The sequence below is a fragment of the Pseudomonas sp. BCA17 genome (genome assembly GCF_004519405.1).
Classification (GTDB): domain Bacteria; phylum Pseudomonadota; class Gammaproteobacteria; order Pseudomonadales; family Pseudomonadaceae; genus Aquipseudomonas.
Genome location: NZ_SGWI01000002.1, coordinates 311,500 through 331,439 on the forward strand (window position 1 = coordinate 311,500; position 19,940 = coordinate 331,439).

General features: G+C 61.6%; 13 protein-coding genes. 5 read left to right on the forward strand and 8 right to left on the reverse strand.

The features are described 5' to 3' along the window. Positions 1-43 precede the first annotated feature (43 nt). Positions 44-4,894, forward strand: coding sequence for an NEL-type E3 ubiquitin ligase domain-containing protein (locus tag EXW71_RS10300; RefSeq protein WP_134658405.1), 4,851 nt, complete (start codon positions 44-46; stop codon positions 4,892-4,894). A gap of 153 nt (positions 4,895-5,047) precedes the next feature. Here the strand turns inward: EXW71_RS10300 and EXW71_RS10305 are convergent, their stop codons facing one another. The 6 genes from EXW71_RS10305 to EXW71_RS10330 all read right to left on the reverse strand — a co-directional run bounded on the left by EXW71_RS10305 (position 5,048) and on the right by EXW71_RS10330 (position 11,988). Further along, complete coding sequence (locus EXW71_RS10305; protein WP_134658407.1) at positions 5,048-6,265, reverse strand: hypothetical protein; 1,218 nt, start codon at positions 6,263-6,265, stop codon at positions 5,048-5,050. A 67-nt stretch (positions 6,266-6,332) separates the two neighbouring features. After that, positions 6,333-7,550, reverse strand: a complete 1,218-nt coding sequence (locus EXW71_RS10310) for a hypothetical protein (protein WP_134658409.1) — start codon at positions 7,548-7,550, stop codon at positions 6,333-6,335. Positions 7,551-7,559: 9 nt separating this feature from the next. Next, the gene (locus EXW71_RS10315) at positions 7,560-8,048 is read right to left on the reverse strand and encodes a CS1 type fimbrial major subunit (protein WP_134658411.1); all 489 of its coding nucleotides are present in this window, start codon (positions 8,046-8,048) and stop codon (positions 7,560-7,562) included. 22 nt (positions 8,049-8,070) lie between these two features. Further along, positions 8,071-8,811 (reverse strand): molecular chaperone, encoded by a 741-nt coding sequence (locus EXW71_RS10320; RefSeq protein WP_134658413.1) that lies wholly within the window; start codon positions 8,809-8,811, stop codon positions 8,071-8,073. 26 nt (positions 8,812-8,837) lie between these two features. Then, positions 8,838-11,360 carry a CS1-pili formation C-terminal domain-containing protein gene (locus tag EXW71_RS10325; protein ID WP_134658415.1) on the reverse strand — a complete coding sequence of 841 codons (2,523 nt, stop codon included), beginning with the start codon at positions 11,358-11,360 and terminating at the stop codon, positions 8,838-8,840. Positions 11,361-11,487: 127 nt separating this feature from the next. Further along, on the reverse strand, positions 11,488-11,988 hold the full coding sequence (locus EXW71_RS10330; protein WP_123714752.1) for a CS1 type fimbrial major subunit: 501 nt from the start codon (positions 11,986-11,988) through the stop codon (positions 11,488-11,490). A gap of 455 nt (positions 11,989-12,443) precedes the next feature. On the opposite strand from EXW71_RS10330, the gene EXW71_RS10335 reads away from it, so the two are divergent. Together EXW71_RS10335 and EXW71_RS10340 are read left to right on the forward strand one after the other, a co-directional pair. Then, on the forward strand, positions 12,444-12,986 hold the full coding sequence (locus EXW71_RS10335) for a PadR family transcriptional regulator (protein ID WP_123714751.1): 543 nt from the start codon (positions 12,444-12,446) through the stop codon (positions 12,984-12,986). Further along, a complete protein-coding gene (locus tag EXW71_RS10340; protein WP_134658417.1) occupies positions 12,983-13,750 on the forward strand; it encodes a siderophore-interacting protein in 768 nt (255 codons plus the stop codon). The genes EXW71_RS10335 and EXW71_RS10340 overlap by 4 nt, the downstream gene beginning before the upstream one ends. A gap of 1 nt (position 13,751) precedes the next feature. On the opposite strand, the gene EXW71_RS10345 is transcribed toward EXW71_RS10340, so the two are convergent. Continuing rightward, positions 13,752-14,375 (reverse strand): Pr6Pr family membrane protein, encoded by a 624-nt coding sequence (locus EXW71_RS10345; RefSeq protein ID WP_134658419.1) that lies wholly within the window; start codon positions 14,373-14,375, stop codon positions 13,752-13,754. A gap of 4 nt (positions 14,376-14,379) precedes the next feature. After that, positions 14,380-14,613 (reverse strand): VF530 family DNA-binding protein, encoded by a 234-nt coding sequence (locus EXW71_RS10350; protein ID WP_024073644.1) that lies wholly within the window; start codon positions 14,611-14,613, stop codon positions 14,380-14,382. A 212-nt stretch (positions 14,614-14,825) separates the two neighbouring features. Here EXW71_RS10350 and EXW71_RS10355 point away from each other — a divergent pair, with 212 nt between their 5' ends. Next, positions 14,826-16,844, forward strand: coding sequence for a TonB-dependent receptor (locus tag EXW71_RS10355; protein WP_134658421.1), 2,019 nt, complete (start codon positions 14,826-14,828; stop codon positions 16,842-16,844). Positions 16,845-17,466: 622 nt separating this feature from the next. Then, complete coding sequence (locus EXW71_RS10360) at positions 17,467-19,884, forward strand: glucose/quinate/shikimate family membrane-bound PQQ-dependent dehydrogenase (RefSeq protein ID WP_123714747.1); 2,418 nt, start codon at positions 17,467-17,469, stop codon at positions 19,882-19,884. Positions 19,885-19,940 lie beyond the last annotated feature (56 nt).

A 19,940-nucleotide genomic window follows, 5' to 3' on the forward strand; every position in this document is an offset into this window, starting at 1 on the left:
CCCATAGGCTGATGGCCTTGTCCATCAACCCAGGTCACCCGCCATGTCCAACCCCCATTACCAACTGATCCAGGAAAACACCCCGCCGTGGCTGCGGGAGATGTCCTGGACCAAAGCCCAGGCGCTGCGCGATACCCCTCTCACGCTGGCGCCCTGGTACCGCCGCGCCAGCGTGACGGACCATCAGCACCTCAAGGCCGCCAACGCCCACGCCTGGACCACCCAGAATGCCGTCGACCGCTACCTGAGCCAGGTGCAGGACCTGTACGCATTTGCCGAACCGCTGCTGGTGCAGGCGCTGAAAAACCAGTACCAGATCGACGACAGCGTGCGCGAAACCTACCTGTTGCTGCACATCCCCACCGGCACCGTGCTCCGGGGCACCACCAGCCGCACGCTGTCGCTGCTCGATGCCGCGTTGCACAACTTCGCCGGCAACGAGCGTTTCAGCGACAGCTCCACCTACATCACCCGCCCCGACGCACGCGGGCATTTCGATACCAAGCCGCTCAAGCGGCGCATGAGCATCCAGCAGTTCATCAGCCTGTGCCGTCGACTCGACCTCGGCGCGCACTACCAGCGGCACTTGCAACGCTACCTGCTGCCGCAGCAGCCGGCGGACAAACAGCGCCTGGCCACACAGGTAATCGCCAGCCAGCAAGCCGCGCTCAAGGTCGCTGCCCGTATCGCCTTCCACAAACAGGACATCGGCGCCGCGACGCTGCGACAACTGCGCTACACCCTGCGCGGCGAGCGCGGTAACGCACAGTGTTATCAACTGCGCCTGCTCGACACCCTGCTCAGCGGCATCATGATCATTGCCGCCGACCTGGACACCGCCACTGAAGCGACGAGCCTGGTGGTCTACATCCCCCACGACAATCAAAGCCCGCTCAAGGATTACCCCAACCCCCAGGTCTTCATGAGCGAGCTCAGCGATAAACTGCGCGACCCGGCCTACCGCCAGTTCTTCAGCCGTTTCGTCGACCAGAGCGAACGCACAGGTTTTTTCAGCCGCCTGGACCAGCCGCGCCTGACGTTCGCGGCGGTGCGTATCGACTGTGACTTATGGCCGTATCTGTACCAACAGAGCCTCAACAAGATCCTCAACGACGCACGGGAACTGGCGGTGCCCACGGCCGACCGCGACAGCCGCGCACGCTGGGCCTGGTGGGATCATTTCAGCAAAGTGGCGCAGGGTATTTTCAACGCCGCGCTATTGGTGATCACCCCCTTCGTGCCGCTGCTGGGCGAATTGATGCTGGCCTACACCGCTTACCAATTGCTCGATGAAATGGTCGAAGGCGTGGTCGACCTTGCCGAAGGCCACGCCAAGGACGCGGCCAAGCATCTGCTGGGTGTGGTCAGTGAAGGCGTGCAACTGGCAACCTTTGGTGCCGGGGTGGAGCTGTCCAAACTGCTGCCGTCGGCGTTCGTCACGCAGTTGATCCCGGTGCGAGTCAATAACCGGTTGCGCCTGTGGAACCCCGATCTGCGCCCCTATGCGCAAAAGGACGTGACACTGCCCGGCACGTCGCAACCGGACGCCCTCGGCCTGCATACGCATCAAGGCCAGACGCTGTTGCCGCTGGATGGCGAGCACTACGCGGTGAAGTTCGATACGGCCACCGGCGTGCATCGCATCCAGCATCCCGTGCGCGCCGATGCCTACGCCCCGCCGGTGCATCATGACGCTCGCCCGCAGGCGCGCAGCGACAGCCAATTGTTACGCGAGCTGGCACCCACCCTCGACGATGCGCAACTGGACCAGGTGCAGCGCATCAGCGGCGTCGAGCCTGGCGTGTTGCGCGCCACCCGAGTCGAAAAAAGACCGCCGCCCGCGCTGCTGGTCGACAGCCTCAAGCGCTTTGAACTCAACCAGCAGGCCCAGCGCCTGCCCGAACGTATCCGCAGCGGCGCCGCTGCGGATGAGCACACCTACTGGAGCCCGCATATGGCCTGCGAGCTGCCGGGCTGGCCGGCCGACAGGGCCATCGATGTGTACGAAAACCCTTATCTGAACGGCACGCCTTCGCGGTTTGGCGAAACCACCGCGACCCAGGTGCTCGCGATCAGTCGCGAGGACCTGAACGCCGGCCAGCTGCCGCAACGCCTGGTGGAGTTTCTCGACAAACCGCAACTGGAAAGCCTGCTCGGCACGCCCGCCGACGACCCGGTCAACGCCTTGCGCCAGCGCCTGGCCGAGCATCTGGCGCAGCGTCAGGCGTCGGTATTCGATTACTTGTACGCCAACAGTGAATACGTCAGCAGCGCTGACGGGCTGCGGGTGCGCGAGGTATTCCCGGCCTTGCCCGAGAGCCTGGTCCGCGACGTGTTGGCCCGCGCCCGACCGGATGAGCTGAAGGTCATGCGCGACGAACACCGACTGCCGTTGCGCTTGAAAAACCTCGCCCGCGAGTGGCAACTGCAAGCCCGTGGCAGCCACGCTTACGAAGGTTTTTTCGACCCGACGCGGCTGACGGCCGACAGCGAAACCATGCTTCTCAATACCTTGCGCCTGCACAGCGATACCCTCGGCGAGCTGCGTATCGAGGTGCGTAAACACACGCTCAATGGCGAAATCCGCGCCCAGGCGGGGCCAGGGGATGCCAGGCACTCGCGTCAGTTAGTCAGGACCGACACCGGCGTGTATCAAGCCTACGACCATCAACAAGCACTGCTCCCTGCCCCTGCCGACCTCTACAGCGCGCTGCTGCAGGCCCTGCCCGCCGAGCAGCGCATGGCCCTGGGCAACGCCGGCAAAACCAGCGCGGCCTTGCGCGCCTGGCTGCTCGAACGGATCAACACGCCCCAGGCGCGCCGCACGCTGCTGCAAGCACCACTGCGTGAGGCGCCGGCCCCGGACACCTTGGTGTTGACGCAAAAACCCTTGCGCCGCGCGTTCCAATGGACCGTGCCACAGATGCCACGGCCCTTGAGTGAACGCATCCAGCGTCTGTATCCGAACGCCACGCCAGAGGAACTCGAAGCCTTGCGCCTGCGCGTGGAGACCCCTGCGCATAGGCGCCGTTTCGAAACGCTTGAGTTCGAAAAAGCACGGCTGCAGGATGACCTCAACCACTGGGTCAACACCCGCGTGGCCGGCGAGCCGACCGGTGCCGGCCGTACCCGCCTCGAGCTGTCCCAGGCGCTGGTCAGGACCTGGGAACACAACCTGCACGCGGACGTCCAAGGAGTCGGCCTGACGTTCGACAGCTTGCCGCTCAAAGGCCTGCTGGCCAACATGCCGACCCTGCGCGCCAACTTCGAACACGTGCAGCAGTTGAACCTGTTGGACACCGGCCTGTTGGACGCCGACTGCAGCTTCCTCGACAACTTCATGCATCTGAACCACCTGAGCCTGAAGAGCAACCTACTGACCCGCCTGCCCCGGGCAGTCACCCGCATGCGCGGCCTGACCGACCTGGACCTGGCCGACAACCCGATCCAGTGGGACCCGGCCAGCCTGGAACACGTGGCGTCGATGGGGCAGCTCAGGCAATTGTCGCTGGCCGATAATCGCGCCCTGACCCAAGCGCCGGACATTGGCAACCTGCCGCACCTGCGCTCCCTGTCATTGCGCCACACCAGCGTCAGCGAGTGGCCGCCGGGGCTGTTTGCCCAACCGCGCCCGGATAACTTCCAGCTCGACCTGCAAGACACGCGCATCACCGGCGTGCCGCAGTTCCTGCCCTGGCAACCCGAGGCACAATTGATTGCCTTCGTGCGCCTGGACCGCAGCCGCCTGAGCCTGAGCGCCGAGGAAAACCTCGTCAGCTACCGCCTGGCCAACGGACTCGATCCCTACCGCAGCTACCCGCCCAAGGGCGAGGTCGAGTTCTGGCTGCACCGACAGCCTGTGACACAGCAACCGCAGCTGGCCGAGATGTGGCACGACCTGGAGAAAGAACACGGCTCCCAGGGCTTTTTTGAAGTGATCAAAAGCCTCGAACAGCCGGACGTGTTTGAAGACCCGGAGGACCAGTTGCGCTACGCCGAAGGCCGTGAGGCGTTGACCGACAAGGTCTGGCGCATGCTGCAAGCGATGTCGGGCGACGAGCCGCTGCGCAAGCGCCTGTTCCTGATGGCCAGCCACCCGGTGACCTGCGCCGATGCCGGGGCAAACACCTTTAATGCGATGGGGTTTGAGGTGGAGCTGTTCGAGATCAAGCGCAACCCACCGGGCCTGCACCGCAACATGGCCCTGACCCGCCTGGCCCGCGGCAAAGCCCGCCTGGACCGCCTGAATAAACTGGTGCGCAAGGACATCGCCCAACGCCTCGCCCCACGCAACCGCGGCGGCCAGGGCTTACACCTCAGCACACAAATGATCAATGGCCGGCCTGGGCTCGTCGACGAGGTGGAGGTGTACCTGGCGTACCAGAGCGAATTGCAGGCACGCCTGGATTTGCCCTGGATTTCGCCACACATGACCTATCGCGGCACCGCCAATGTCAGCGATCTGCAGATCAATCACCTCTACAGCACCGTGCTCTTGCAGGAGCGCGGCGATGGCCTGGTGGACAAAATGCTTGAACAGCCGTTCTGGGACGAACACCTGCGCAGCAGCCATGCCAAGGCGTTCCGCGCCAGCATGGCGCGTGACAGCGCGGTCGGCGAAAAAATCGACGACCTGCTGTTCGCGCAAAAAGCCTGGGCGCAGGCCGACGCCCAGGCACGCCCGGCGCTCAGCGCCAGGTTACTGGCCCTGGCGGACGAACTGAACGTGCCCCACGCCGAGGTGCTGACCGGCGATGAAATGAGCGCCCAGACCTACGAACACATTCTCGAAAACGCCGACACCGGCCGCGTGCCCAGCGAAAAAAACCTGGCCCGGCGTTATACCCGTGAAGCCTTGCTGCGGCTGGCGCAACAGGTTTCGACGCAGCTCTAAGGCGGTGCATCTGGCCGATCACGGTCGGCTGGCGGGCCGTCACGGGAGCAAGCTCCCTCGCCACGGTAGGTCAGGCTCAGGCTCAGCCTCAGCGCATTGTGCGGGTGTACATCACGCCAATGGTGGGAGGGCGGTGGGTCAGGCAGATCTCGGTTACACCTCCGAGTCCCACACCACTGTGGCCGTGCCTGAGTAGGTATTGCCACCTCCGTGGTCGAGCATCTGCGACACGCCGTCGGCGTTGATCTCGAAGTGCAACGTACTTGGCCTGCGGTCGATATAGCGGGTCAGTTGGAACAGCTGGGTGCCCACGCCATCCAGGCGTAATGGCAGGCGATTAACCGGGCGCCCGACGCTGTCAGTGAGGCCGGTGGGCAGGGTCACGGCCACGTCCAGCGGCACTTGGTGGCCGGCCGCGTTGCGCACGCTGCAGGTGTTGCCCATGGGCTCGCCGCACTCCAGGGTCATCTTGAACTGGGTGCTGGTCCACAGGTTGACGCTCTGGTCGCGAAACAGCCGCGTCGGTTTGCGCCCGTTCTGCAACCAGGCTTGCCAGCCGCCCTGGGGTTCCAGCTGGATGCGGTTGCCGCCGGGCGGGACTTGGACCTTGAGGTGGTGGTCGACGTCGAGGGTAAAGTTGAAGGTCATCAGGTTGTCGTTGGGCACCATGATGTCGCCGAAATCGACATCGCCACCCGGTCCTACCGAGTAGCTGACAGCGCCCGTGTACAAACCACTTTCCATGGTCAACGGATTCGGCGTCTTGAGTTCGTAGGAGTACTCGAACACCGGGTATTCCAACGCCGGAATGTCCTTGATCGCAAACATCGCACAGGCACCCGCGTTAGCCGGTACGATCCAGGACCACAAAAATATCCGGCTGTTGCCCGTGCCGTAGCCGGTCCCGAGGCACGGCGCGGTGGGATAGATCCAACCCAGGACGCCGCGGGTCCATACCGAGTGATTGATGCCCAGCGGCAAGTCCCATCGACCGCCAATCCCGGCCAGACGCATTTTCACCGTTTCGGCCTTGCCGGTCTCGGCATGATTGACGATCACCTCCCGCCACTCGCTGGGCACCTTGAACATAGCGCCTTTGCGTGGATCGGTATGGCCGGCCTGGATCGGCGTGCTGGAGTAAAAACGGATGTCTTCGGTACGGATACTGAAGATCCCCAGGGCCTTGCAACGCTCCGGAATGTGCCAGGGACAGATGCCGCTTTCGGGGGTGGTATTGACGAACTTATTGGCCAACGGGTTGGACGGATCGGGCCGGAAAATCGCGGTAATGTCCTGGGTCAGAGCCTGCGCCGCCAGCGGCAGCATCAGGGCTGCGGCGCACAGGGTCTGCGCACACGTCGTCAACTTCATAAATAACAAACCTTAATAATCTGGGCGCAGTCGCGCGCCGCCGCATGAAACGGTTGCGATAAAAACATCAGACCTCCGAATCCCAAACCACCGTGGCCACGCCTGAATAGGTATTGCCACCACCGTGCTCGAGCATTTGTGAAACGCCATCGGCATTGATTTCAAAGTGCAAGATGCTGGGCTTGCGATCGATGTAGCGCGCCGGTTGAAACAGTTGCGTACCACTGCCGTCCAACCGCAAAGGCAGGCGATTGACCGGGCGCCCGACGCTGTCGCTCAGGCCGGCGGGCAGGGTCACGGCGATGTCCAGCGGCACCTGATGGCCCGCCGTATTGCGCACGCTGCAGGTATTCCCCTGTGGAGTGCCGCACTCCAAAGTCATTTTGAATGGGGTACTGGCCCAGATGTTCACGCTCTGGTTGCGGAACACACGGGTGGGCCGGCGACCATTATTCAACCAGGCTTGCCAGCCGCCCTGGGGTTCCAATTGAACGCGGTTGCCGCCCGGCGGAACTTCAACCTTCAGCAGGTGCTGCACTTGCAGGTTGAAGTTGAACGTCAAGAGGTCGTCGGTGGGCATCATGACGTCACCAAAGTCAAAATCGCCACCGGGCCCGATCGTGTAAGTCAGCGAGCCGGTGTACATGCCGCCGTCCATGGTCAGGGGGTTTGGCGTATTCAGTTCATAGGTGTATTCGAAGTAGGGATAGTAGAGGGACGGGATGTCCTTCGCGGCTTGGTTTGAGCACGCGCCGATGTTCACCGGGACCATCCAGGACCACAAAATGGTCGAGTCATTGCCGACGGTGTAACCAGTTCCCACACAGGGTGCGGGCGCATAGAGCCAACCCAGGCTACCCCGTGCCCATACCGTACGATCCAGACCGGGAGGCAGGTGATAACGGCTGCCGATACCGGAGATACGCATCTTCAGCGTCTCGGAGCGCAGGGTTCCGGCATGAGTCACGGTGACATCCCGCCACTCACTGGGCGCCTTGAATGTAGCGCCCTTGCGCGGGTCCGCATGCCCTCCCAGGATCGGCCCGTTGGAGTTGAACTGAATGCCACTGGTACGAATGCTGAAAATCCCCAGGTCCTTGCAGCGTTGTGGCATGTAAATAGGACATACCCCGCTTTCCGGCGTGGTGTTGACGAACTTGTTGTCGGACGGGTTGGACGAGTCCGGACGAAAGAGCGCCGTGATTTCCTGGGTTAACGCATGCGCCGTCATCGGCAGCATCAGCGCCAGGGCGCCGATTGCCCACGCATATTTCATCTCTTTCATAGGTGCCCCTCAAATGCCGGGCGCTGTGGCGTCGAATATCAGGCTTACCGTCCCGTAATAACTTCCGGGTCGATAGTCGCCAGAGGGCTTGATCGCGGCAATTTCCAGGGCCACCCGTTTCCCTGGCTTGGCATCGGTGGAAGACACCACTTCAGTGCGCTCCAGACCCAACTCCTGTTGATTGAAGGTCACCCGCAGATCGATGCGATTCCAGCCGTTGTACAAAAACGGCAGTTCCTCCAGCCGCGCACCGATGGCGCCGCCGATATTTTTCACCTCGAACTGCGCACGTAACGGGCTCAGCTCCGACGACACCGGGTTGTAGGGCAGGCTCTGCTCGCGCTGGACCACCTGCGGGTCCACCGGCAGCACATAAAAGTCCGCCGTGGGGATTTGTACGAAGACCTCAAAGGTTTCCCGTTCCACGGCGCTCCAGGCGTGGGTCGCCGTCAGCAGGCACACGGTGCTCAGCGCGGCGCCGGTCAGTGTCTTGATCATTGTTGTTCACCTGTGCGAGGCATCAGCCCTTGATCTCGATGGATTTTTTCGCGGCACCTTCGATCAGGTTGAAGCGGTATTCACGCCCCGGTTGCTTGTCGAAGCTGAAGCTGCGTCCGGCCATGATGTGGTGCTTGACGGTGGGCCGGCAGTCGCGCGGGTTATCCACCAGGCAGTCCTTGAACTCGTCGACCACCACCACGCTGTTGCCGTTGTTGCGCAGGGCATAGCGGTTAGCGGTGTTGTCGACCTGAGTATCGAAACGGGTGTTTTTCGGGCGCACGAAAAATACCGTGCCGTAACCTGCCAGCACCCGCACACCGGCGGCGAGGCTGTCTTTGTACTCGCCGCGCTCTTCGTCGGTGAGAGCGAACTCATCTTCGCTCTGGGGCACCACGGGCACGAAGCGCACGCGGAAATACCGTTCCTTGTCGCGGTTGCCCATAAACAGCAGCCGCGTGCCCTGGGTGCCGTTGGCCGGCACGATCAGCCGCGCCGGGCTGGCCATCAGGCCGTCGCGGGCGCTGCTGCCGACCTGATCCTGCAACGGCACTTCGCGGTAGCTGCCGTCCTTGTCGTAGAGCATTTCGAGGATGTTGACCTTGACGAAAGCCGTGGACGTGCCGCCATTGAACACGCGCTTCATGTAGGTACTTTTTTCCGCATCCAGGTAGTCGTAGACCACCCCGACATTGATCTGCGGGCCGGCGTGTGCGCCCAGGGAAAACAGCGTGGCGCCCAAGAGCATCCAAAAACGTTTCATTGCAAAAACCTCAACGGGTAAAGGGGTCAACCGGCGATTTGCGTGCCATGCACTGCGTCGGCCAGGGTGTCCGGCGTGCAGCGCAGGTCGCCGATCATCAGCACATCGCCTTCGCGGCGAGCGGTGTCCGGGTCCAGGCTGAACTGGCAGAGCAGCTGATTGGCGAAGCGCACTTCGAGAGTCGGCATGCGGGCGTGCATTTCCATGGAGAAGAACCCGTCCACTTCGCTGACCCCGCGGCTGGCGTGGTTGATCACATGGTGGCCCTTGAGCGGTTGGCCCTGGGCATCCAGCAACCGGCCGAGCACAGTGACGGTTTGCATCACGCTGATCTTGCGGTAGTCCACACCGCCCTTGTTCAGGTGGTAGTTGCTGCGCGCCGGCTGAATGCTGGCGGCCGGTGGATGGTTGCCGTCGAAGTCGAAACTCAAGGTGCTGCGCTTGTAGGCAGTGATCGGTACGAAGTTGCGCCCGGGGCGCAGGCTGGCGCTGCCGCCGGCCAGGTCGTCTGCCCGCAGAGTAATGTCGTCGAGATCGGTCTCGACATCCACGATCATCCCGGCGCCGCCGTTGTGGTACTGGCTGCTGAGCACCATTTTTTGTGCGCCCACCGCGAGCGTGCTGTTGAGGTTCAGGCCGCCGCTGAGTTTCTCGTTGAACGACGAACGCTGCAGGAATGCATCGCCATACAACGCATCGTTCTGAAAACTGCTGCGGCCGGACAGCCCGACACCGTAGGTGTCAGCGGTCGCCGTGCCCGAGACGCTTTGCAGGAAGTGATCGTCCAACGTGCGCTGGTAGGTCAGCGAGCCATTATTGTCGCGGCTGCCATCCCGTGCGGTGCGCGTGCCGATGCTGGCCGACCACTGCTCGCTGGGGCCGCCGAGGGCCAGGCTGACGCTGACGTCGACCCCGCGATTGCGCTTGTCACCGGTACTGGCCGTGGCCGGGCGATCGAACACCGATACGCGCCAGTTGGCATCGCTGCCCAGCAGGGTGCCGCGCTGGCTCCAACCCAGGTCCAGGCCAAACCCTTCGATATTGCCCTGGCTGTAGGACAGCCGTGAATTGAGCGAACTCTTGTTGCTCAAGCGATGGTTGACCGACAGCGAGGAGTTGCTGGTCTGCCCGACAAAAGTGCTGCGCGGCCGCACGCGGGTGCCGTCGGGCAGAACTTCATAGGTGCGACGGGTGTCGAGCCAGCTGCGGTTGTGGCTGACGACGAGGCTGCCGTGGCCATAGCTGTACAGGCCCTGCACGTCCATGCCGGTGCCGTGGTCCTGGGTCTGGTAGACATTGGCATAGAGGCTGGTGGCGTTGGCCAGGGTCCAGTCGACGGACACGCCGTTTTGCAGTTTCTCGCGGACCTTGCGCGTCGACATCCCGAGAATCACCCGCGGGTGCGCGAGGTAGTTGAGGCTGGCGCCGTAGGTCATGAAGCCCGAGGCCTGTTCCTCCCAGTTGCTCAGCAGTTTGCTCTCGCGCCCGAGAAAGGTGCTGTAGCGCCAGCGCTCGTCGGCGTTGCGCCAGTTGTTGGGTTTGTACACCAGCTCCTGGGTGGTGGAGGTGGTGCGGCCGTCTTCGATCAGGCGCACTTCCACTTCGTAGATACCGCCGGGTAATGGCCGGGTGTCGAGGGTCTGCAGGCCGGTGGCCACCGCCTGGCTGTTGAGCAACAGGCCGTTGCGGTAAATCTCCACCGACGCCTGGCGGCTGGCCGTGACGTAGATTGGGTACACGCTGGGCTTGGGGTTGTTGATCAGCAGGCTGTCGGAGCTGCCATACATCAGGCCCACGGCGGTATCGGGGTTGGCGCCGAACGCGCGAATCTGGCGCGTGAGGCCATCGGAACCCGGGGTGAAATAACCCAGGCGCAGGAACTGGCCTTCCAGCTCGCGCTGGGTGTAGAGCTCATGTACCGCGTGATACAGGCTGGTGTCGGTGCCGCCCAGGCGCGATACCTGCAGGTTCAGCGCCTGGGTCCAATTGCCGATACTGGAAGTCGCCTCCAGGCCGTAACGCCCACCCAGTTCCTCATTGGCGCCGCCATTGAGGTTAAGTTGGTTATTCAGGATCAAACCGAGGCTGCCGACTTCCGGCTGATCGTAATAACGCTTGATCTCGGCATTACGCTCGACGTTTTCAGTGAGAATCGACACCAATGAATTTTCAATGCTGTAGTGCACGGCCAGTAATTGCGCAGGGCAACTTCGCTCGCAACTTCCCAAGGGCATGCCCTGCTGCAGTATTTGCTCCCAGCGGCCGCGTTCGGCGGTCGAGAACGTGCTGTCGGCAAGGTCGGTGAATTCCAGCAGGGTGATCTGATCATCGCGGCCAAGGACAATCATGGCCTCGCCCAGCAACTGCTGATCGAGTTCGACGCGCACGGCCAGCGGCACATCGAAGAAGTGTTGTTCAAAGTCGGCCGGCAATCCCTTGGACTGTGACAGCAGGCTGCCCGGCGTCGTGCCAGGCGCGGTCGGCGCTGCCAGGGCGCTCGCGCACAGCACTAGCGCCAGCGCACCCGCAATAGGCGTCATCGAAAACATGAACGGAGTACTCGCTTTTACGAACAGTCAGGGCTGTAAAACAGGGCGGCGGCCAGGACAGGCCGTCGCCCCTTTATAAACGCCCGGCGCTTGTCGCACGCGTCGGGCGTTCCACCACACTGGGGTCTTAGAGGGCCGGAGAGCGCGGCACGGCGTCAAAGATCACGGTGTAGTTGGCGGTGTACAGGCCGTTCTGGTTGTCCGCCGGTTTGGCCGGAGTGATCACCAGGTCAGCCTGGGTGCCCGGGGTGGATTGAGGATCATCCACCACTTCTTGAGGTGAAGCGGTCAGCACGACGCCGTTGAACGTATTGGTCAGCGCGATGCTGTTACTGCCGTTGTACAGCGCGGCGGCTGTAGGGCCACCTTCAATGTAGGCGTGCACGGAACCGTCGGTGTGCTTGACGTTGAAGGTTGCACGCAGCGAGCTCAACTCACCGCTGACCGGGTTGTAGTTCATGACTTCGTCTTTACCGAAGTTCGGGTCCAGCGGCTGGGCGTGGAACTGCTTGGTGGGAATGTCCGCCTTGATCTGGATGGAAGTGCGCGCATCATCCGCGGCAAACGCCAGGGACGAACCCAGCACAACGGCGACCAGTGGCGATGCAATGGCGATTTTTTTCAACATGACTGAATACCTGTCTTCAAACTTAAAGGAGTTGGCGTTACGGAACACGCCTCGGCGTTTTCCAATAAAGTGCATTGACAACTGCGAAAGTTTCAACGCGGCACAAGTATCCCGTGAGTTATCCAACACGTAAGCAGGTTGTTTCTTCGTATTCAGTAGCCCGAGAACGATTAAGCCAATAGGAAAGATATGGCATTTTGCCAAAACTTATTAATTAACTGTAAGAAGAAGACTACGTTCAATTAAACGAGGATGTTTTTTAAAGGCTCGGTCCGTCAGAACAATATTACAACTACGCACTTATACAACTAACAGAGTTCTTTCCAGATATGAATTCGTCTCGGTTTCACGCCTGAGGGGGGGCAATGGTGACAGGTGCGCCATTCGTCCGAAGGAGTTGCGCCGGACAAAAGATATATCTTACGTTATATCTAACCAAAACGGAGAGTACACACATGAGAGAGCACCACCCCCATCCCCACCCTCATCACGATGGTTTCGAAAAACGCCCTGGACGCGAACGCGGCGGCCGTGGGCCCCGTGTATTTGCACCGGGCGATCTGAAATTGCTGCTGCCGGCGCTGATCGCTGAGCAGCCGTGCCATGGCTACGACCTGATCCGCCAGATAGAAGCTCTGTTCGATGGCGCCTATAGCCCAAGCCCGGGGGTGATTTACCCGACACTGACCTTCCTCGAGGAAAGCGAGCTGATCACCGGCGATACCGAAGGCGGAAAAAAACGCTACACAATTACCGACGCCGGTCGTCTCTTCCTAAGCGAGCAAGCCGTTGCGCTGGAAGGTGTACGCATGCGCCTCGACGTCAGCAAACGTTCGCTTCGCGGCCATGACCGCCCGCCGGAAATCCACGAAGCGGTGCACAACCTGCGCCATGCCTTGCACTCGCATCACGGGCGCTGGAGCCCGGAAGAAATCGTTCGTGTCGCGGCGCTGCTCAACGGCACCGCCCAAGCCATTGCCGACGGGAAAGCTCAATGAATACTCAAGCCATCCATCGCGTTACTCACGAAATCAAACGTCGCCGCCTGCAGGTATTGAGGGTGGTGGATATCACACCGCGCATGCGGCGCATCACGCTGGGCGGCCCTGAACTGGAGGGGTTCGTCAGCCTGGGCAGTGACGATCACATCAAGCTGCTGTTCCCACAGAACGCCGCCGAACAGGCGGCGCTGGAAAGCCCTGCATTCAACATCAAGGGTGACGGCCCACAGCCCGCCATGCGCGACTACACGCCGCGGCGCTTCGACCTGAGCATCGGCGAGCTGGACATCGATTTCGTGCTTCACGGCGACGGCCCCGCCTCCACCTGGGCAGACCAGGCACAGGTCGGCCAGCACCTGTATATCGGCGGGCCACGGGGTTCGATGATCGTGCCGGATATTTTCGACAGCTACCTGTTGATCGGCGATGAAACCGCCCTGCCCGCCATCGCCCGCCGCCTGGAAGAACTGCCCGCCGGGCGCCAGGTGTTGGCGGTGATTGAAATCGCCGATGCGGCGGAACGGCAGCTCCTGCAGAGTGCCGCCGATGTGGAAGTGATCTGGGTGATCCGTGGCCAGGATGACTTGCTGGACACCGTGCGTACGCTGACGCTGCCGAGCGGTTCGCTGTACAGCTTCGTGGCGACCGAAAGCAAACTGTCGCGCCAGGTGCGTCGTGTCTTGCTCGACATCCACCAGGTCAATGAAGAGTTCCTCAAGGCCGTGGGCTACTGGCGTGCCGAGGGCAGCGACGAGGAGTGAGTCAGGCGCGGGGCTTGATGATTCTGTCCAGCCCCACGACCGCCAGCGCGATCGCGACAAACCCCGCCAGAATCCCCCCTGCGTTCACAAACACCTGTGGATAACCCAGGGTGCCAACATCGATGAACGGGTACTGATACTGCCCGAGCAAATCCCCACGCAGCAGCACATAGCCGAAATACACCAGCGGGTAGATCACCCAGGCGCCGATGTGCCTGAGGCGCAAATGCCCCTTGGGCACACACCGCCACCAATAGATCAAAAACAGGATTGGCATCACGTCATGCAGCAATTCATCGGCAATGAATTGAAAACCTGTCGGGCTCCACAAATGCCGCAGCAACAGGTTGTAGGCCAGGCTTACCACGACGATGCTCGCGGCGATTGCACTGCTGACCGTGGGTGCCAGGAAAAAACGCCTGGCCGCTGAGTCGCGATTGACCAGCGCATAGCTGAGCACCACGACCACCAGGGTATTGGTCAGTACCGTGAAGAAACTGAAAAAGTTGATCAACCCGCCCATCAGGCTGGCGCCGGTGAACCAGCGCGAATAGAGAATCAGGTACTGCTGAATCGCCAACCCGACCCAACCGGCCAGTGCCGCCGCGGCCACAAAACACTTCATGGAATCAATCCAGCGGGCGTTTGGTGCGCATCAGTTTCACGTACAACCCTTCGACTTTCTCCCGCGCCCAAGGGGTTTTGCGCAGGAATGTCAGGCTCGACTTAATACTCGGATCGCTCTTGAAACAGCGGATATCAATGCGTTCGGCCAAGCCCGCCCATTCGTAATGTTCCACCAGGGTGGTGAGGACGTGTTGCAGGGTCACACCGTGGAGCGGGTCGTTGCTTGTCGCGGTCATGCCGGGCCTTTTTGCAAAAAGAGGAAACACAGCCGCGCACCTTAGCCGACGGGGCGTACAGGTGGAAGCACTGCATTGAATATAGACCTTGAGGAAAAGTTCCCCTATTCAGCGAAAAAAGAGATGTTATATTGTAACGACAAATATCAAATATGACCGGTTCGATACCGTCTTGAGCCTGCTCTTTTCGCCGTTTTGCCAAGGAATGTCCGATGTCCCGCTCTTCTCTCCGGCGCTTGACCCCACTCGCCGCCGCCTTGCTGATCTGCTCCGAAGCCCACGCCCTGGAACTGCAACCTCAAGTCATCACTGCCAACCCGTTGGGTAGCGAACAACTCGCGTCGCCGACTACCGTGCTCGAAGGCGATGACCTGACCCTGCAACAAAAAGGCAGCCTGGGCGAAACCCTGAACAAGCAACCGGGTGTGTCGTCGTCGTATTTTGGCCCCGGTGCCAGCCGGCCGATCATTCGCGGCCAGGATGGCGATCGTATTCGCATCCTACGTAATGGTGTGGGTGCGCTGGATGCCTCGTCCCTGTCCTATGACCACGCCGTGCCGCTGGACCCGATCAACGTTGATCGCATCGAGATCGTACGCGGCCCTGCCGCACTGCTATACGGTGGCAGTGCCATTGGTGGCGTGGTCAACACGTTCGACAACCGCATCCCCACCGAGGCCATCGAAGGCATCCACGGTGCCGGTGAATTGCGCTACGGCGGCGCCGACACCACCCGTAGCAGCGCGGGCAAACTGGAGGCCGGTAATGGCACCTTCGCCTTGCACCTGGATGCCAATGCGCGGGAATTCAACGACCTGAAAATCCCTGGCTATGCACGCAGCCGTCATGCTGCAGAAAGTGAAAACGGCCCAGGCAAAGATGGCCGACTGGGTAACAGCAGCGGGCGCCAGGACGGCGGCGCGGTGGGGGGCTCCTACACCTGGGATGACGGTTATGCCGGTCTGTCCTACAGCAACTACGACAGCAATTACGGCTCGCCCGCCGAGCAGGACGTGCGTATCCGCATGAAGCAGGATCACTATGCCTTTGCGTCCGAGCTGCGCAACCTGCAAGGTCCGTTCAGTTCGGTGAAAGTCGACGCGGGTTATACCGACTACCAGCACCGGGAGATTGAAGGCGGCGAAACCGGCACCACCTTCAAGAACAAAGGCTACGAAGCGCGGGTCGAGGGCCGTCACCTGCCTATCGGCCCGTTTGAAGGTGTGGTCGGTGCCCAAGTGAGCCGCAACGAGTTCTCGTCCCTCGGCGAAGAGGCCTTCGTGCCGCAGACCGATACCAACGCCGGTGCGCTGTTCATCCTCGAAGAAATGCAAGCCACCGAGCGCCTGAAACTCAGCCTCGGCGGGCGCCTGGAGCACACCCGCATCGACCCGGACGCCAAGGGCAACGCGCGTTTCGCCAATGCCGACACATCCAATGACTTCACCGCCGGCAGCCTGTCGTCAGGCGCGGTATATAGCCTCACGCCGGTATGGTCCCTGGCCGCCACCCTGGGCTACACCGAGCGCGCTCCGACGTTCTACGAGCTGTATGCCAATGGCGCCCACGTCGCCACCGGCACTTACGAGGTGGGCGATGCCAACCTGTCGAAAGAAAAAGCCGTGTCCAGCGACCTGGCCCTGCGCTTTGACAATGGCACCCACAAGGGCAGCTTTGGGGTGTTCTACAGCCGTTTCTCCAATTACATCGGCTTGCTGGGCAGCGGGCGCACCTTGAACGATGAAGGTGAAGAAGATGCCGGCGGGATCCCCGAGTACAAATACTCTGGCGTACGTGCACGTTTCGCCGGCTTCGAAGCACAGGATCACTGGAAGCTGGGCGAAGGCGCCTACGGTAAGTTCGCATTGGAACTGTCGGGCGACTACACCCGCGCCACCAACCTGGACACCGGCGAAGCCTTGCCACGTATCGCGCCGCTGCGTTTGAACAGCGGTTTGCTGTGGGAACTGGACCGCTGGCAGGCGCGCATTGATGTGGAACACGCCGCAGGCCAAGGACGTGTGCCGGATAACGAAAGCGGCACCGATGGCTACACCACCTTGGGCGCCAGCGCGGGTTATCGCTTCAATGTGGGCGGCAGCCAGTGGCTGGCGTTTGTCAACGGCGAAAACCTGACTAACCAGACTGTGCGGTATGCCAGCTCGATTCTGCGAGATATCGCGCCGGCACCGGGGCGCAGTGTGCAGTTCGGCATCCGCACCACTTTCTAAAAAACACAGCCAATCCCCAAATGCCGGTCAGTTAAGAAAGAGAAAGGCTAAAAAGTAACCTGTGGCGAGGGAGCTTGCTCCCGTTGGACTGCGCAGCAGTCTCATGCTTTTTAAACAAAGAGCGGGGCCGCTTCGCGGCCCAACGGGAGCAAGCTCCCTCGCCACACATACAGCGTTCACCCTTAACTGACTGGCATTAGCCAATCCCCTGCCCCTGTTCCCGATGGCGACATGTCGGCAATGTAGCGCTTGACTGAGCCATCGCCTGTGAGAGCCAGCCTTTTCACACTCGTTCTTCGCAGCGACACTTTGTCACTGTTACCAATTATGAAACGATGCATCTTGCGATTCGTGCTTTCTCTTGGTGCGCCGGCGCATTATCCTTGCCCGCAATAAACTGAAACGTTTCACGCCTGCGGTCGACCTCATCTTGCCGATTTTTTCCCTGCTTAAAGACAGCGCTGTCTTGCACCTGACTGCGCCTGGGAATAAATCGCCCACCTGTGGATAACCCCGCCAGCCCCAGAAAAACCAAAAACAACGATGAACCAAGCCCGCGCCTAATCGTCATCTACAGTGAAGCACGGGGTTACATAATTCCAACGTAACGGAGAAACACACTATGAGCACTGATGGTGCCTCAAGCCCAAGCCGCCTGCTGCCCAGGTTGCTAGGCGTCTTGCTGCTGATCATGGGCCTGGCCTTGCTGGCCGGTGGCGTCAAGCTGAGCATGCTCGGCGGGTCGCTGTACTACCTGCTGGCCGGTATCGGTATTGCCCTGACCGGCGTGCTGCTGCTGGCGACTCGCCGTGCTGCACTGGGTCTGTACGCACTGGTGCTGTTCGCCAGTACCGTGTGGGCACTCTGGGAAGTCGGCCTGGACTGGTGGCAGTTGGTGCCACGCCTGGCGCTGTTGTTCGCTCTGGGCATCGTCATGTTGCTCCCGTGGTTCCGCCGTCCGCTGCTGCGTGGCCAAGCGGCGCCGCTGGGCACCGCGGCACTGAGCGTGGCCGTGGTACTGGCCGGCGCTACGGCGGTTGCCAGCCAATTCACCAACCCGGGCGAGATGGTCAAGACCGGCCAATTGGACCGCGACGCCGTGCCTGGCATGGCCAGCGCAGCACCGAGCCAGGCCGATGGTGAATGGAACTCCTACGGCCGTTCGGCCTTCGGTGATCGTTACTCGCCACTGGCGCAGATCACTCCGGAAAACGCCCACAAGCTGGTGCCGGCCTGGACTTACCGTACCGGTGACATCCCTGGCCCAGGCGACCCCGGTGAAACCACCGCGGAAAACACCCCGCTGAAAGTCAACGGCATGCTCTACGTGTGTACACCGCACAGCCAGGTGATTGCCCTGGACCCGGACACCGGCAAGGAAATCTGGCGTTTCGATCCGAAGCTGAGCACCGAAGGTGCGGCAAACTTCAAGGGTTGGGCGCACATGACCTGCCGTGGCGTGTCGTATCACGATGACGCCGTATACGCTTCCGAGCAGAGCCCTACCGGCAGCGCGAGCCCGGCGCCCGCCAGCGCCGTATGCCCGAAACGCATTTTCGTGCCGACCGCCGACACCCGCCTGATCGCCCTGAACGCCGACACCGGCAAGATGTGCGAAGACTTCGGTGACAAAGGCCAGGTCGACCTGCGTGCCAACATCGGCAGCTTTGCCCCAGGCGGTTACTACTCCACATCGCCTCCGGCCGTGACCAAGAACCTGGTCGTGATCGGCGGTCACGTGACCGATAACGTTTCCACCGACGAGCCGAGCGGTGTGATCCGCGCGTTCGACGTGCACACCGGCAAGCTGGTGTGGAACTGGGACAGCGGCAATCCGGACGACACCACCCCGTTGGCCGAAGGCAAAACCTACACCCGCAACTCGCCGAACATGTGGTCCATGTTCAGCGTCGATGAAAAACTCGGCATGCTGTACCTGCCGATGGGCAACCAGATGCCCGACCAGTATGGCGGCGACCGTACCCCCGACTCTGAGAAGTACAGCGCCGGCCTGACCGCACTGGACATCGACACCGGCCATGTGAAGTGGACCTTCCAGTTCACTCACCATGACCTGTGGGACATGGACGTGGGCGGCCAGCCAAGCCTGATCGACATCAAGACCGCCGACGGCGTCAAGCAAGCGGTGATGGCATCGACCAAGCAAGGCAGCATCTACGTGCTGGACCGTACCAACGGCCAACCAGTGGTGCCGATCAACGAAATCCCTGTACCGCAAGGCGCAGTGGCCGGCGATCACACCTCCCCGACTCAACCGAAGTCCGACCTGAACTTCATGCCACCGCCCCTCAAGGAGCGTGACATGTGGGGCGTGACGCCGTTCGACCAACTGATCTGCCGGATCGACTTCAAGTCGATGCGCTACGACGGCCCGTTCACCCCGCCATCGCTGCAAGGTTCGATCGTGTACCCAGGTAACTTCGGCGTGTTCGACTGGGGTGGTATCTCCGTCGATCCGGTCCGCCAGATCGCGTTCGTGAACCCGAGCTACATGGCGTTCAAATCGAAACTGATCCCGGCTGCCGACATCGCCAAACAAGGCCCACGCGTCAGCGAAACCGAAGGCGTACAGCCAAACAAAGGCGCGCCGTACGGCGTGATCCTCGAAGCCCTGCTGTCGCCGATGGGCCTGCCGTGCCAGGCGCCGGCCTGGGGTTACGTGGCAGCGGTCGACCTGACCACCCACAAAACCATCTGGATGCACAAAAACGGCACCGTGCGCGACAGCTCGCCGGTTCCGGTTCCACTGACCATGGGCGTGCCGAGCCTGGGTGGTACGTTCACCACGGCCGGTGGCGTCGCCTTCCTCAGCGGCACCCTGGACCAGTACCTGCGTGCCTATGACGTGAAAAACGGCAAGCAACTGTGGGAAGGCCGCCTGCCTGCAGGCGCGCAAACCACACCGATGACTTACACCGGCAAGGACGGCAAGCAATACGTGCTGGTCATGGCCGGCGGTCATGGCTCCCTGGGCACCAAGCAGGGTGACTATGTGATGGCGTTCAAACTGCCGGAATAAGCAATCCCGGCGGCAAAACAAAGGCGGCTACCCATGGGTAGCCGCCTTTTTTTGTG